Genomic DNA, 14,840 nt, shown 5'->3' with positions numbered 1-14,840 from the left:
CGGAAAGGATTATGAACAAGGGATACGGCTTTGGGGCCGCGACTGTTGGTTTAAAAACTACTGTTGCGTTTACCCGGCGCTTTAATAGCTGGCGGCATTAGCGGCATTCACGCGGGCCCCTTTTTATGGCTGCGCGCCTGCCTGAACGGATGCCGGGCTAAGACCGTAGGATGATGACCTTTCCACTCGTAGTCACTGCCTGGTTATGAAATTTTCGCTCAAAACTGCTGCCTATAGCGCGCTGACTGCGGGCTTGCTGTTGGCCGCCGCGCCCGCGGCCCGCGCCCAGGATGCGCCCGTCATGTTTGAAGGGCTGGCGGGCCAGCTGGCCATAAACAACATGCTTTTTGAGAATACCGTGGGCCGCAGCCTGCGGGAAAACGCCACCAACAGCAAGCCCGCCGCCCCGAAAACAACGGTTGCCGCCCTGACTTACACCTCTACGCCCGCGCTCCGGCAAAAAGCTGTGGCCAGCTACGCCACCCAGCTCGCGCGCACCAATCCAACGGCGGCCCAAGGCGTCCGCGAGGGTTTTGGGCCCGGCAAAACCGACTACGGACAAGTGTATGCCAACATCGTGCGCGGCACCGGCCTGCGCGAAAACTCCGCCGCTGATGCCCTGGCGGGCTTCTTGGCGCTCGGCACCCTGATTGCGAACAACGGCCAGGACCGAGCGGCCATCACGCCGGCCATGGCCGGCAGCGTGCGGCGCCAGGCCCAGGTCGTGCTTACGCAAACCCCCACGCTGAGCGCGCCCGGCGCCGCAGCCGAGTTCGGCGAGGCGCTCAAGCTGCAAACCGTGATGCTGGAAGCCGGCTGGCTGGGCGCCTCCCAAAACAACACGCTACCCGCTTACCAGCAAACCATCGCGGCCTTCCTCAAAAAGCAGTATGGTTTTGACGTGAGCCAGCTGACCGTCACCGACCAGGGCCTCACGAAGAAATAATAGGGCCACCGCGCCGCCATCATTCACCATGAAACAACTGCCGCTGCTGGCGCTCCTGCTGGCCACCCAAACCGGCCACGCCCAACCCCGCGTGACGAAGCTGACCGCCACGGGCATTCCCAAAAGCATTGCCTACGCCGGCCACGTGGTGGACGCCGCCCGCTGGACCGACACCCAGGGTGACCACCTCGTAATTGCCACCGAAACCGGCGCCACCGCCAGCAAAAGCCCCGAGGCTGAAGGCGCGCGCGACGCGGCCCTTTACGCCAGCCACTACCTGCTGCAAGGCGCCGCCTGGCAGCCAACCTGGAAAGTGACCGACTTCGTGAAGGAGTGCCCGCTGGACATTGAAGCCAACTTTGTCCCGCATTCCTTCGCCGTGACCGACCTGGACCGCAACGGCCAAGCCGAAGTGTGGCTGATGTACCAAACCGCCTGCCAGGGCGGCGTGGACCCGAACAGCCTGAAAATCATCATGTACGAGGCCGGCCGGAAGTACGCCGTGCGGGGCACTACTCACATCAAGGTATCGGCCACCACTTACGATGGCGGGCAATTTACCTTTGATGAGGCGTTTGGCAAAGGCCCGGCCGCCTTCCGCTCCTACGCCGCTCAGCTCTGGACCAAGTACCGCGGCAACGCCGGCAAATAGCCCCGCCTACGCTGCTACCGCTTCCTCGCTGCCCAGCTCGCTGAGCACCCGCTTGGCCTGCTGAATGGAGCGCACCTCGTCAAACGTCACAATGAGCTGCTCCTTGTGCTCTTTCAGCTTGGCCGTGCGCGGGTGCGTCTGCACGTAGTTCAGGATGGTGCCGAACTGCTCGCCCTGGAAGTAAGCCTTGTGGTCGTCATCAGCGGCTAAGTAGCCTTTCAACGTGTCGCGCTTGAGCGTGATTTTGGTGAAGCCCACCTTGCAGGCCTGCCAGCGCAGCCGCACGATGTCGGCCAGCTGCTCCACCTCGGATGGCAGCGGCCCGAACCGGTCCGTCATGCTGGTGAGCAGCTTTTGCAGCTCCTCCGGCTTCTGGGCGCGGTCGAGCTTGGCATAGAGCTGCAGGCGCTCCGACACGTTGCTCACGTACTTTTCCGGGATGAGGACCTGCTGGTCCGTCTCCACGTTGCACTCGCGCGAGCGGCCCGCGCCGGCCGCCGCTTGCAGCCGCTGGTTGGAGTCGCCCAGGAAAAGGTCCCGGAATTCGGTTTCTTTGAGCTCCGTCACGGCCTCGTCCAAAATCCGGTGGTAGGTTTCGTAGCCCAGGTCGTTGATGAAACCCGACTGCTCGCCGCCCAGCAAATTGCCGGCACCGCGAATGTCGAGGTCGCGCATGGCCACGTTGAAACCCGCCCCCAGGTCCGAAAATTCCTCCAGCGTGCTCAGCCGCTTGCGCGCATCCGAGGGCAGGTTGGCCACCGGCGGCGTGAGCAAGTAGCAGTAAGCTTTGCGGTTGGAGCGACCCACGCGGCCGCGCATCTGGTGCAAGTCGCTCAGCCCGTGCAGGTGGGCGCGGTTGATGATGATGGTGTTGGCGTTGGGAATATCGAGGCCCGACTCAATCAGGTTGGTGCTCACCAGCACGTCGTACTCGCCCTCCACGAACTTCATCATCCGCTTTTCGAGCTGGTCGCCCTCCATCTGCCCGTGAATGGTGGTGATGCGGGCATCGGGCACCATGCGCAGTATCATGGCGGCCTGCTCGTCGAGGTCCTTCACGCGGTTGTGCACGAAAAACACCTGCCCGCCACGCTTCAATTCCCGCGCCACCGCGTCGCGAATCAGAATCTCATCGAACACGTGCAGCTCGGTTTGCACCGGCTGTCGGTTAGGCGGCGGCGTCGCAATCACGCTCAGGTCGCGGGCGCCCATCAGCGAGAAGTGCAGCGTGCGCGGAATGGGCGTGGCCGAGAGTGTGAGCGTGTCCACGTTCACCTTCAGCTCCTTGAGCTTGTCTTTGGTTTTCACGCCGAACTTCTGTTCCTCGTCAATCACCAGCAAGCCCAGGTCCTTGAACTTGATGTCCTTGTTGGTCAGCCGGTGCGTGCCAATCAGAATATCGGTTTTGCCCTCGGCCACGCGGGCCAGCGTCTCCTTGATTTGCTTGGTCGACTTGAAGCGGTTGATGTACTCCACCGTCACGGGCAGCGTGGCCAGCCGGTCGCGGAAGGTCTTATAGTGCTGCATGGCCAGGATGGTAGTGGGCACCAGCACAGCGGCCTGCTTGCCATCGGCCACGGCCTTGAAAGCCGCCCGAATGGCCACTTCGGTCTTGCCAAAGCCCACGTCGCCGCATACCAGCCGGTCCATGGGGTGGGGCTGCTGCATGTCGTTTTTCACGTCTTCGGTGGCCTTGGCCTGGTCGGGCGTGTCCTCGTAAATGAAGCTCGATTCCAGCTCGGCCTGCATGAAGCCATCGGGTGAAAAGGCAAAGCCCGGCGCGGTCTTGCGCTTGGCGTACAGCCGGATAAGGTCGGCGGCAATGTCCTTCACCTTCTTCTTCACCGACTTCTTCTTGTTTTCCCACTCCGGCGAGCCCAGCTTGCTCATCGTCGGCGGCGAGCCCTCCTGGCCACTGTACTTCGCAATCTTGTGCAGCGCGTGGATGCTCACCGTCAGCACGTCGTCGTCGCGGTACACCAGTCGAATGGCCTCCTGAATCTGCCCGTTGATGTCGACCTGCGTCAGGCCTGCGAAGCGCGCAATGCCGTAGTCCTGGTGCGTCACGTAGTCGCCGGGTTGCAGCGTCTTCAACTCGCGCAGCGTCAGCGCCTTTTTCTTCGAGAATTTCTTGGTTTCCTGGGCCCGGTAGTAGCGCTCAAACAGCTGGTGGTCGGTGTACACGGCCAGCTCCAGCTGCTCGTCCACGTAGCCCTCGCGCAACGCCAGCAGCAGGTGCTGAAACTGCACGTTGTTGTCCAGTTCATCAAAAATCGTGCGCAGCCGGTCGGCCTGGCGCACGGTGTCGGCAGCAATAATGGTGGTGAAGTTGCGCAGTTGGTTTTCGCGCAGGTTCTTGGCCATGCGCTCAAATTCCTTGTTAAAGCTGGGCTGCGGCTTGGCCGTAAACTGAAACGTCTCGGCGTTCTTGAAGTGGAAGCGCTTGCCAAACTCCACCACCGCAAACTCATCGAGCAGCTTCTTGAAGTTCTTGCCCGACTCGAACAAATCGGCCGGTTTGCTCACTATTTGCATGCCGTGCGCCTCGCTCAGCATCTGCTCGAAGTTGGCTTCGGCCTTCTCGTACAGCTCGCTCACCACGTCCAGCGTCTGCCGCACGTCTTTTAGCCAAATGCAGGCCGTGCGCGGCAGAAAATCAAAGAAGGCCTCCCGCGTCTCGTGCAGCATTTTGGTCTGCACGTTGGGGATAATGCTGATGCTGGGCCGTGGCTCCACCGACAGTTGCGTTTCGGGATTAAACGTCCGAATACTCTCAATCTCATCGCCGAACAATTCCAATCGAAACGGCAGCTCATTCGCGTAGCTGAACACGTCCACGATGCCGCCGCGCACCGCGTATTGCCCCGCCTCGTACACGAAATCCGTCTTCTCGAAGTCGTACTCGCCCAGCAGCTCACCCAGGAAATTCACGTCCAGCTTGTCGCCCACCTTCGCGTTGAAGGTGTTCTTCACCAGACTCTGCCGGTTGATTACCTTCTCCGTCAGCGCCTCCGGGTACGTCACGATGAACACGCTGTTGCCGGCCGCGGCCACGCGCGTCGTGTTCACCCGGTTCAGCACTTCGGCGCGCATCAGCACGTTGGCGTTTTCCGTTTCGTCGAACTGGTACGCCCGCTTGTAGGAGCTCGGAAACAACAGCGCCTCCGGCCCTTCCGGCAGCAGGTGCTGCAAGTCGGACAGAAAGTAGGCCGCCTCGTCCTTGTCGTGCAGCACAAACACGTGCGGGTGCTGGCCGTGGGCCACGGCGGCGGCCACCACGGCATCCTGGCTGCCCACGAGGCCGCGCAGGTGCAGGCGCACGCCGCTGGGGTCGGGTTTGGCGGCGCCGCGCAGGCGCGCGGCCAGGGTTTGCAGCTCGGGCGAAAGGCGATAGAGGCGGAGAAAGTCGGCTACTTGCACAGAAAAGTGGGCTAGGCGGGCAAATGAACTAGCCCGGCCAGAGAAATTTCCGGTCGGGCTGCGGGGGTAAATACACCGGAGCGGCGGCGAAGGTTTCCGGGGCTGCCCGTAGCTTCGCAGCCCCCGTTCGTCATCCTGAGTGTAGCGAAGGATGACGAACGGGGGCGTGTTCCACAGCAAACATACATTACCCTATAAATGCGCGGCTCTTCTCACCTGGCCATCGGCCTCATCACCGGCGTGGCCATTGCGGGGCTGGTGCCGGGCCTGCCGTTTTCGGTGCCGGGCATTGCCCTGGCCGGCTTTTCCAGCCTCGCCCCCGACCTCGACCACCCCGAAAGCCGCCTCAGCAAGCGCCTCGGTTTCACGCAGAACTACGTGCGCTGGGCCTTTGCCGCCGGCGCCCTGGCCATTGCGGCCTACGCCTACCTGCAGCTCGCGCCCGGCGCCGAACAGCGGCTCTATTACACGGTGGCGTTGGCGTTTGGGCTCATTGGGGTGGGCATGCAAGGCGGCTCGGCGCGGCGGCTGGCGCTGCTGTTCACGGGCCTGGCCACGGTGGTGGCGGGGCTCTACACCGAGCAGCTGTGGCTGAGCTTGCTGGGCACGTTTGTGGCGCTGGCGCCCTTCACCTCGCACCGCTCCTGGACGCACACCATCTGGGCCACGGCCCTCTGGACCTACATCGGCCACTTGGCCAACCAGCACCTGGGCTGGCACGGCGTGGCGCTGTTTGCCGGGGGCGGCTACGCCTCGCACCTCCTGGCCGATACCCTCACCAAAGCGGGCGTGCGGTGGTTTCTGCCGGTTTTCGACTATTCCTTTAAAATTCCGCTCATCAGCACGGGCTCGGCGTCCGGCAACATGCTGGAGGTGGCCATTTGCACCGGCTACGGGCTGCTGGTATTAGGCCTGGTCATAGGCCGAATGGGGTTTTAGCCGGTGAGTAAGCCCAACGCTGGGCGAGCCTAATCGCCAGACCGCGCAACGGCTCGGTTCGGCCCGGCCGGCTTACTGTTGCATAAGTCAGCCAAGACCATTAGCTTCGCAGCAGATATACCGACAAATTACGGCCGTGTTCGCCATGAGACGTGCTATTATCCAGCGTTTTCAATCGATTTCGGACCTTGTCATTCTTTTAGCTACCAATTAACCTAAACCCTTCGAGCAACCGGCCCCTATCCTTAGGCCGCACCCCGCTCTTCAAGTAGTATTACCCTGGCTGGCAAGACGGACAATGGCCTTTTAACGCCGTATCATCGCTGGCTTTTCTACTTCATTCACAATAACTTGTCCCACTCAAAGCACTTTTTCTAACTTTACCCCATTCCATACTCATGAACCAGATGAACAGCCCTTTGATTCGGGTTGGTGTCTTCTATGACGGCAACTATTTTCTAAAAATCAGCGACTATTATTATTTCCAGCACGAGCGCAAGGCCCGCATTAGCCTCGAAGGACTGCACGAATACATCCGCCACCAGGTAGCCGAAGAAGAAGACGTCGACGTGCGCCTCGCCCAAATCACCGACGCCCATTTCTTCCGCGGCCGCCTTTCCGCCACCGAAGCCCGCGACAAAGACCGGCTGTTTCACGACCGCCTGCTCGACGACATTCTGATGAACCTGGGCGTGCAAACGCACTACATGGCCCTCAAAACCCGCGACGGCCGCCTGCAGGAAAAAGGCATCGACGTGTGGCTGTCGCTCGAAGCCCTAGAGCTGGCCCTGCACAAAACCCTCGACGTGGTCGTCCTCATCGCCGGCGACTCCGACTACGTGCCCCTCATCCGCAAACTCAACACCGTGGGCACCCGCGTGATGCTGCTGAACTGGGACTTCAAATACGAAGACTTCAAAGGCGAAACCCGCGTCACGCGCGCCTCGCAGCAGCTTCTGGAGCAGGTGACTTACCCGGTGGCCATGCACGACGTGATTGACCGCGGCCTCGCGCAGCAGGACGAAGTGGTGGAAGCCCTGTTTGTGAACCAGACCGAGCCCGCCGCCTTCGCGCCCAGCACCGCCGCCGCGCCCAAGCTGGCCCGCCCCACCGGCCCCACCGCCGCCGGCCCCGTGGGCACGCTCGGCATGAGCACCATCAAAAACCTGAAAAATGGCTTCGGCTTCGTGGTAATGCCGCCGAACAACCTGTTTTTCAGCTACGCCGACCTCACCGAAGGCGATTTCAACGACCTGCGCGAGGGCGACTGGGTAGAGTTCACGGTGGGCCGCAACCACCGCGACGAGGATTGCGCCCGCAACGTGCGCAAAGTGCCAGCCCCTCAGATGACCGACGGCGACGACGAGTACGAGCCCGTGGGCGTGCACGCCTCAGCCGAACTGTAGGAATCCCCTGTCATTGCGAGCACAGCGAAGCAATCTGTCCTGTTCTCAGCGACTAACTTTTTAATGTGAAAAGCCCCTACACTGCACAGCGTAGGGGCTTTTTTGCGGTTGGTAAAGGCTACATCGCTTAGTCAAGGCTTGTTGCATTGAGAGGACGGATTGCCACGGGCTGCGCCCTCGCAATGACAGGTGGCCCGTCACTCCATCACCAGCTTGGCGAAGTCGCGCTTGTTGGCGGGGTAGCGGTTGAAAGTGCCCAGGCCGCGCGCCACGGCTACGTCTTCCTCGCCTTCTTTTACTCGGTAAATAACGCAGCTACTCACCACCAGCGAGTTGCCGGCGTGGTCGACCACACCGCGGGCCACCAATTTGTCGTGCAGGTGCACGGCGTGCAGGTAGTTTATCTTGAACTCGACGGTGGACACGAATTCCAGCCTGGTGAAGGCCAGGGAAAGGGCCGCCGCGCCCAGGGCCGCGTCCATCAGGCCGGCCAGCACGCCGCCGTGGCAGGTGTTGGGGGAGGAGAGGTGCTCGTCGAGCACGGTCATGCGGTAGTCGGCGCGGCCGGGCCCGGGCACGCTCAGGGCCATGCCGTTGGCGCGGCCGTAGTGGTTCATCTGGTTGTAGGCGGCTATCATGGCGGCCAGCTCGGGCGCGGGACGGGGCGAATGGGGTTCGGACACGACGGGAAAACGAGGGTTGGTTTCGGTTGGCAAGTTTGGTGAAAAATCCGGGGCATTTGCCGAACTTGAGCGAGTTGTTGTTGGCTTGCCGCTCGTGTCACCTCTTGTATTCCTGTTCTATGTCCGCTTTGCCGCTCACTTTCGCCGAGTTTTACCCACGCTACCTGCGCGAGCACAGCCAGCGCGGCACCCGGATTCTGCATTTCGTGGGCACTACGCTGTTGCTTCTTTGCCTGGTGATGCTGTGCGCGAGCGGGCGCTGGGGATGGCTGGTAGCAGGCATTGTGGCGGCTTATGGCTTCGCCTGGGTGGGTCACTTTTTCGTGGAGCATAACCGGCCCGCCACGTTCCAGCACCCGTGGTTCTCGCTGTTGGGCGATTTTAAGATGTACGCGGACTTGTGGCGCGGCCGCGAGAAATTCGGCAGCAGCTAAGTTGCCTGAAACCACAGTGGGTTAGCAATGAGAAGCAACTATAACTGCTTGCGCATCAGAAAATGCGGAATGACGCCGAAGAGCAGGTGCGATGGCTCTACCACCGCGTAGCCCAGCTTTTCATAAAAGCCCACGGCGGATTCCCGCGAGTGTAGCACCACTTCGACAAGCCCTGCCGCGCGGGCTTGCGCCTCCAGATAGGCCACCACCTGGCGGCCCAGGCCGGCGCCGGCGGCCTCGGGGGCTACGGCCATAAAACGGATTTGGCCCTGCCTCTGGCCGGTGGGTTGGAGCATGCCCACGGCCAGCGCGGCAGCGGCGTCATCAGCCAGAATGAGGGCGTGCAAGGTGCCCGGCTCGTCGTCGGCGGGCACGCGCTCGGAGCCGGGGGGCTGCTGCCAGGGCTGGCGCAGCACTTCGTAGCGCAAGCGGTAATAGGCGGCCCACTCGGCGGGCGTGCGGGGCGGGCGAACGGCGGGGGAGGAGGGCATGAGGAAAGAATGAAATCCGGCGCAACTCCGGCCCGTGCGGGGCGTTACCTTTACGCCCCGGCCGCGGCCGGCTTTTCTTCCCAAAACTACTTCTCTTCCCGCTATGGCCTCCTTCGACATCGTGAGCAAAGTGGACCCGCAAACCTTGGAAAACGCGGTGAACACGGCCCAGAAAGAACTCCAGACCCGCTACGACCTGCGCGACACCAAGGGCGGCATCGAGCTCAACAAAAAGGAAAACACCATCCTGCTGTCGTCCGAAAATTCCATGCGCGTGAAGGCGCTGGAAGACATCCTGCTGGGCCGTGTGGTGAAACAGGGCATCGACGGCACCAGCCTCGATTTTACGGCCGATGAGCAGCCCAGCGGCCAGCTCATCAAGAAAACCATCAAGGTGCGCGCCGGCGTGGACAAGGACACGGGTCGCAAAATCATCAAGGCCATCAAGGACGCTAAGGTGAAGGTGGAAGCCCAGATGCAGGACGACCAGGTGCGCGTGACGTCCAAGAAAATCGACGATTTGCAGGCCGCCATCGCCGTGCTGCGCAAGGCCGACATCGGCCTGCCCCTGCAATTTGTGAACATGAAAAGCTGATTTGCTGATTGGGCAATGTGCTGATGTGCTGTGGTGAATGGTCGGGTCTGGCCGACGGTTTTACCCCGCAGCGTTGGCTCATCAACCAAAAAGCACATCCGCACATCATTCAATTAGCAAATCAACATAGTGTACGATTTCGGCGCTTTTGCCCACCCGGCCACCTGGGTTAGCTTGTTGACCCTCACGTTTATGGAAATCGTGTTGGGCATCGACAACATCATTTTCATTTCCATCGTCGTCAACCGCCTGCCGCAGGAGCAGCAGGCGCGGGGCCGCACCACCGGCCTGCTGCTGGCGCTCCTGTTTCGCATCGGCCTGCTGCTGAGCATCTCCTGGATTGTGAGCCTGCGCAATCCGTTGTTCAACCTGCCCGATTTTCCGTGGCTGGACCAGCCCTTTGGCGTGACCGGGCGCGACCTGATTCTGCTGGCCGGAGGCTTGTTTTTGATGTACAAGAGCACCACCGAAATCCACACCAAGCTGCAGGGCGAGGAAGAGGACGAAGCCGGCAGCGGCCCCAAAGCCACGATGATAAGCGTGATTCTGCAAATCATCGTCATCGACATCGTGTTCAGCTTCGACTCCATTCTCACCGCCGTAGGCCTCGTCGACAACGTGCTGGTGATGATTGCGGCCGTGATTTGCGCCATGGGCATCATGCTGGCCTTCAGCGGCGCCGTGGCCAATTTTGTGAACAACAACCCCACCATCAAGATGCTGGCGCTGTCGTTCCTCATCATGATTGGCTTCATGCTGGTGATGGAAGCCGCCCACAAGGAAGTGGAAAAAGGCTACCTCTATTTCGCCATGGCCTTCTCGCTGGTAGTGGAACTGCTGAACCTGCGCCTGCGCAAAAAGACCAAGCCCGTAAAGCTGCGCGACTCGCAGTACGACTAAGCGCCGCCCTCAGGCCAGCAATTGCACCAGCGTGGTGAACAGAAACGCGGCGCCCAAAAGGCAGATGGAGAGCCGGCCTTCAGTGCCTAAGCCCGGCAGCAGGCCCAGGGCCGCGCAAGCCAGCAAGCCTAGCCAAAAGAAGTTGCGCGCCCCCTCGTAGATGGACGCTAGCTCATCAGGCGAATCCGTGGCGGAAAATGCGATGGACAGCGGTGTGCGTAGCAACGGCGTCCGACGAACCCAGGCCGTGGTACCCACCGGGTAGGCGTCGCGCAGTTTCAAAGTGCCGCGGTTCGTTCGGTGAGAGGTCGTTTCGTAGGAGCTGCTTCGGGTATAATGAACTGTTGTTTCGCGCGCCAGCACCTGCTCCACCTGCGTCGAAGCCAGCGCAAAATCGACGGCTAATGTGCCGCACAAAAGCAGCGAGGCCACGAGCAGCGGCCGGGCCAGGCGAAAAAAACGGGCGTATTCCTCCGCATACTTCTCGGCAAGCGGCACCGCACGAGGCCGGGGCGAGCGCCGTCTGGCCGCTTGCCGCGCGGCATCCCGGGCCCGGCCAGGCGAGGAGGGAATGAAAGCCGGCTGTTCTTGAAAACTGGTGTCATAAGCCTGTCGGCGGGCCGGGTCGCTCAGCACCTCATACGCGGCGTTGATGGCCAGGTAGCGGGCGTGGGCGGCCGGGTCGGGGGTGCGGTCGGGGTGGGTGAGGAGCACGAGGCGGCGGTAGGCGCGGCGGACATCGGCGGCCGGGGCATCGGTGGGCAGCTCCAGAGCTTGGTAGTGCGTCATTCGTTCGGGTCCTATGCCACTACCGCGTGGGGCTGCCGCCCACCAGCGCCACCACCTGCAGGACTTGGTCGAGCACGCGGCGCTGGGCCAGCTCCAGCAGGCGCCGGTTAAGCTCTGCCCGGTGGGCGCGGTAGAAAGCATATTCTTCGGCGGTGAACAGGCCGGTTATCAGGCCCGCCACGGTGTAGCGTAGCTTGGTGTTGCGGGCCAGCAGCTCGGCCAGCTGACGCTGCTGGTCGGTGGGGCCGGCCGTCGCCAGGGGCATGTGGTGGTCGAGCACAAAATCGGCCACCACGCTCAGCAGCAGGTCGTTTTGCAGCTTCAGTACGGGGCGAAGCGTGACGTGCAGGAACTCTCCCACCGTGCCTGGCTCCGGCAGGCCAGCAGTGACGGTGGGAATAGACGGCCGCAGGCCAAGCAGTGCCGCTGTCCGGCTATCGCGGCCGGCATCATCAGTGAGAAGAGGATTCATAAATTACTGAGAGGAATAGATGCGAGATGATGAAGAAACTACAACAAAAAAGCGGGCCCGACGCTTCCGCCGGGCCCGCTTCTCAAGCGCTAAGCTAAACCGTTAGTGTTTCACCTGCACTTTGGTGGTGAAAATGCCTTCCGACGTGGTGAGGCGCACCACGTAGAGGCCAGCGGCCAGGCCGCTGGTGTTCAGCTCCACACCGCGTTGCACGGCCGTCACGTTGGTGGTGGTCGAGATAACGGCCTGGCCCACCAGGTTCACCACGCTCAGCTGCACGTCCGACGTGCTGGCCAGCTGGGCCTGTACGGTCAGCACGTTCTGGGCCGGGTTGGGGTAAGCTGATACCATGCTGCCGTTGATGGCGTTGGCGCTTTGGGTGCCCAGCGGCATCGTGGTCGGGTTCAGCAGGCCCACCGGGCGCACGCCGGTCGGCATGTTGAAGGCCGAAGTGATGCCCGTGAGGCCAGGCAGGCCGCCGGGGTAGCCGGTCACCGTCACGCGGGGGCCAGCGTTGGCGCTGTAGCCCATGCCGCGACGGGCAAACACCGTCCAGATAAGGGCCGAGTTGGCGTGGTTGTTTACTATCGAGTCGGCACGCAGAATGGCGTCGCGGGCATCGAGGAAGCTCGGGTTGCACACCTGCAGCTTGCAGCCTTCCAGCACCAGCTTCAGGAACTTGTTGTTGCCGCCGGTTTGCGCCAGGAAGTCGGGGTTGAAGCCATAGCGGTAGATGAACTGCCAGTTCAGGTCCCACAGCGCGGTGGCCCACACTTCGCCAATGTTATGGGTTTCGGTGTAAGCGCCGGTGCCTACTACGCCATAGTCGTAGTTGTTCACGGACAGGTCGTCGGAGTAGGTTTTGATGCGGATGCCGGCGCCGGTGGTGGGCTGGCCTTCTACGTACGAGCCCATGCTGCGGGGCGTGCGGCCCACGTCGCCGACGCGGGTGGTCATCCACAGGGCAAAGAAGTCGCTCCAGCCTTCGCCCATGCCTTGGGTAGTGGCGGTGGTGGTGCTGCCGTTGGGGGTGTATTGTGAAGTCACGCAGTTCGAGTTGGCCGGGCCGCCGGTGAGGCGGGTGCTGATGCCGTGGCCAAATTCGTGGGATACAATGCTGTTGTCCACGGAACCGTCAAAGTCCTGTGCCGCCGCGGCGCAGCCCGTAACCACGGTGCCGGCCCGCAGGGCCTGGAGAACGGTTGCCCCGTCAACCCCGGTGAGGAAGATGGACGGGATGCGAATGCCCACCGTGTCCGTGCCCGTCATGTTCGAGAGCACGGTGGTTGTGGCCACCGAGTCGATGATGATGGCCATGATGGCCCCGTTTTGCTGAGCGCGGCGCACTTTGCCGGCAAAAGAGCTGGGCGTGCGAACGCCGTTGGCGAGTTGGGCGCAGCCGCCGCGCATAATCAAGGCAATCTTGCCGTTCACGTCGCGGGTGTTCACGTAAGGCGTGGCGCAGCCGTGCAGGCCGCCATTGCCCGAAACCCCATCGTTAACAGCCACAACCTGGCCGCACACGCCGTTGGGGTAGGCCGTCAGGGGGCGGCCAAAGTCGGCCGTGCCGAAGGTGAGGGAGCCGGCCAGGGCCGCTGGCGCGGTGATGGTAAAGCTGGGACGCAGGGGGTTGTCAAACAGATACATCTGCATGCGGCCCGACTGACCGTCCACTGGCGTCGAGAAGTTGGCGTTGTTGCGGCCGCTGCCGTCCTGGGCTTCGGCGCGCACGTAGTCGCCGCCCAGGCCCTGCGTAGTAGCGTTCTTGTACTGGAAGTTGCCGGATGCTTCGTCAAAGCCTTTGCTCTGCATCACGTCGTGGAGCATGTTGTTCCAGTAGAACAGGTCCGTGATGGCGGCCGGCTCGTTCGACTTGGCGCTGTTGCCCTGCACGAAGGGAAAATCGAAGTTCAGCGTGGACCCGCCGTCGGGCGAGTTGGTGTTCGAAAGAATGTTGCCGGGGCCGCTGGTCGTGGTCGGGCTGTCGTCGTAGGCCACCACGTTGTTGCCGCGGGTCAGGTACACACCGGCGCCGAGGCGGCTGTAGTTGTTCGGGAAGATGCTGCCGTTGGAAGTGGTGGGGTCAGCAGCGCGGGAGTCCGAAACGTGCCAGCCGTAGGGCGAGAACGCGGCGTGCGGGCTGCTGGCGCCGGGGAAGGTAACGAGGGCACGCGGACCAAACGTGGGGGCTTCGAGCGGCACGGGCCATACGTTCATGGTGTTAGGCGCCCCGAGGGTGCCGCGGCTGGCGGCCGCCTTGGTGGCCGGGGCCGAAACGGCTGCTGGGCGCGAACCCAGGGCGCGGGCCGTGATTTCGCGGAACGAAATTTCTTCGCTCACCACAAAGTCCGACTTGTCGAGCATCTGACCGGTGTGGGCGTCTACGCGCACGGTCCAGTGGTGCTGCTGGTCGAGCTGGGCAATGTTGACGTCCCACACCAGCTTCAATTGGCCGTTGATGGGCAGGTACATCAGGCGCACCGGAATGTCGTACTCCGAGATGCCACCGTTGTTGAACAGGATGCCGTCGGCGGCGCGGGCGTCGCGCACCAGCGTCAGGCCCACCGGCTTGGGCAGGTGCAGCGCGGCGGCGGCGGCATTCACAGCCCCCTCGGCCGTGAGGCTAGGCACGGGCGAAGGCGCCAGGTGGGCGGCGTCTACCACGAAGCCCTGGTGCATGAACAGGGGCTTGCCGTTGCGGTCGCTGTGCACGTCGCCCACGGCGCCGTACACGTCCAGGCCGTTCACGCGCTGGCGCAGGTAGGTGTGGGTGAGGCCGGTGCTCGCGTCAACATACGAGCTGGTGACCGACGGATTGGCGGCGTCGCCGCCGTGCAGGCCCTGCCGCTCGGCTTGCGAGGAGAAATAAGCCAGGGCCTGCGCCGAAGGCGCCCCCGACTGGGCCATGGATACCCCGGGGGCCGCCAGCGTCAGCGCCAGCAACAACCCGCCATGGGATTTGGTAAAGGAAAATGCCATAGTTAAAAAAAGAGAGTGAAGAGGAATTTACAACGTCAAACCGCCCAGGAGTCAGGACAGCACTGCCAAATTTAATATAATCTTTTCACTTGGAACGCATAAGGGAGACAGTATCTCGCTGAAAGTTGCACGCG

At 62.3% G+C, this 14,840-nt stretch carries 13 protein-coding genes; 7 read left to right on the top strand and 6 right to left on the bottom strand.

Annotated features, from left to right (window positions below; all coding sequences use genetic code 11):
- The first annotated feature begins 205 nt into the window (after window positions 1–205).
- Both I2H31_RS12545 and I2H31_RS12540 read left to right on the top strand, forming a co-directional pair.
- Window positions 206–946 carry a hypothetical protein gene (locus I2H31_RS12545; RefSeq protein WP_196293377.1) on the top strand — a complete coding sequence of 247 codons (741 nt, stop codon included), beginning with the start codon at window positions 206–208 and terminating at the stop codon, window positions 944–946.
- A 28-nt stretch (window positions 947–974) separates the two neighbouring features.
- Window positions 975–1,598 (top strand): M949_RS01915 family surface polysaccharide biosynthesis protein, encoded by a 624-nt coding sequence (locus I2H31_RS12540; protein ID WP_196293376.1) that lies wholly within the window; start codon window positions 975–977, stop codon window positions 1,596–1,598.
- Window positions 1,599–1,604: 6 nt separating this feature from the next.
- Here I2H31_RS12540 and mfd read toward each other — a convergent pair whose 3' ends face one another.
- Window positions 1,605–5,018, bottom strand: coding sequence for a transcription-repair coupling factor (gene mfd / locus I2H31_RS12535; protein WP_196293375.1), 3,414 nt, complete (start codon window positions 5,016–5,018; stop codon window positions 1,605–1,607).
- Window positions 5,019–5,216: 198 nt separating this feature from the next.
- Here mfd and I2H31_RS12530 point away from each other — a divergent pair, with 198 nt between their 5' ends.
- On the top strand, window positions 5,217–5,957 hold the full coding sequence (locus I2H31_RS12530) for a metal-dependent hydrolase (RefSeq protein ID WP_196293374.1): 741 nt from the start codon (window positions 5,217–5,219) through the stop codon (window positions 5,955–5,957).
- Window positions 5,958–6,364: 407 nt separating this feature from the next.
- A complete protein-coding gene (locus tag I2H31_RS12525) occupies window positions 6,365–7,363 on the top strand; it encodes an NYN domain-containing protein (RefSeq protein ID WP_317192224.1) in 999 nt (332 codons plus the stop codon).
- 197 nt (window positions 7,364–7,560) lie between these two features.
- On the opposite strand, the gene I2H31_RS12520 is transcribed toward I2H31_RS12525, so the two are convergent.
- On the bottom strand, window positions 7,561–8,046 hold the full coding sequence (locus I2H31_RS12520) for a PaaI family thioesterase (RefSeq protein ID WP_317192223.1): 486 nt from the start codon (window positions 8,044–8,046) through the stop codon (window positions 7,561–7,563).
- Window positions 8,047–8,165: 119 nt separating this feature from the next.
- Between I2H31_RS12520 and I2H31_RS12515 the strand changes: the two genes are divergently transcribed.
- Complete coding sequence (locus tag I2H31_RS12515; protein WP_196293372.1) at window positions 8,166–8,480, top strand: DUF962 domain-containing protein; 315 nt, start codon at window positions 8,166–8,168, stop codon at window positions 8,478–8,480.
- A 38-nt stretch (window positions 8,481–8,518) separates the two neighbouring features.
- Here the strand turns inward: I2H31_RS12515 and I2H31_RS12510 are convergent, their stop codons facing one another.
- Window positions 8,519–8,971 carry a GNAT family N-acetyltransferase gene (locus I2H31_RS12510; protein WP_196293371.1) on the bottom strand — a complete coding sequence of 151 codons (453 nt, stop codon included), beginning with the start codon at window positions 8,969–8,971 and terminating at the stop codon, window positions 8,519–8,521.
- A 103-nt stretch (window positions 8,972–9,074) separates the two neighbouring features.
- Here I2H31_RS12510 and I2H31_RS12505 point away from each other — a divergent pair, with 103 nt between their 5' ends.
- Together I2H31_RS12505 and I2H31_RS12500 are read left to right on the top strand one after the other, a co-directional pair.
- Complete coding sequence (locus I2H31_RS12505) at window positions 9,075–9,566, top strand: YajQ family cyclic di-GMP-binding protein (protein WP_196293370.1); 492 nt, start codon at window positions 9,075–9,077, stop codon at window positions 9,564–9,566.
- A 129-nt stretch (window positions 9,567–9,695) separates the two neighbouring features.
- Window positions 9,696–10,466 carry a TerC family protein gene (locus I2H31_RS12500; protein ID WP_394368960.1) on the top strand — a complete coding sequence of 257 codons (771 nt, stop codon included), beginning with the start codon at window positions 9,696–9,698 and terminating at the stop codon, window positions 10,464–10,466.
- A gap of 9 nt (window positions 10,467–10,475) precedes the next feature.
- Here I2H31_RS12500 and I2H31_RS12495 read toward each other — a convergent pair whose 3' ends face one another.
- From I2H31_RS12495 to I2H31_RS12485, 3 genes are all read right to left on the bottom strand, one after another.
- The gene (locus I2H31_RS12495; protein WP_196293369.1) at window positions 10,476–11,255 is read right to left on the bottom strand and encodes a J domain-containing protein; all 780 of its coding nucleotides are present in this window, start codon (window positions 11,253–11,255) and stop codon (window positions 10,476–10,478) included.
- 19 nt (window positions 11,256–11,274) lie between these two features.
- On the bottom strand, window positions 11,275–11,727 hold the full coding sequence (locus tag I2H31_RS12490; RefSeq protein ID WP_196293368.1) for a hypothetical protein: 453 nt from the start codon (window positions 11,725–11,727) through the stop codon (window positions 11,275–11,277).
- Window positions 11,728–11,829: 102 nt separating this feature from the next.
- A complete protein-coding gene (locus I2H31_RS12485; protein ID WP_196293367.1) occupies window positions 11,830–14,706 on the bottom strand; it encodes a M36 family metallopeptidase in 2,877 nt (958 codons plus the stop codon).
- Window positions 14,707–14,840 lie beyond the last annotated feature (134 nt).

This window comes from Hymenobacter ruricola (assembly GCF_015694525.1).
In the GTDB taxonomy this organism is placed as follows: Bacteria; Bacteroidota; Bacteroidia; order Cytophagales; family Hymenobacteraceae; genus Hymenobacter; species Hymenobacter ruricola.
Note: the sequence above shows the minus strand (reverse complement) of the source record. Positions and strands in the feature narration are given on the sequence as shown.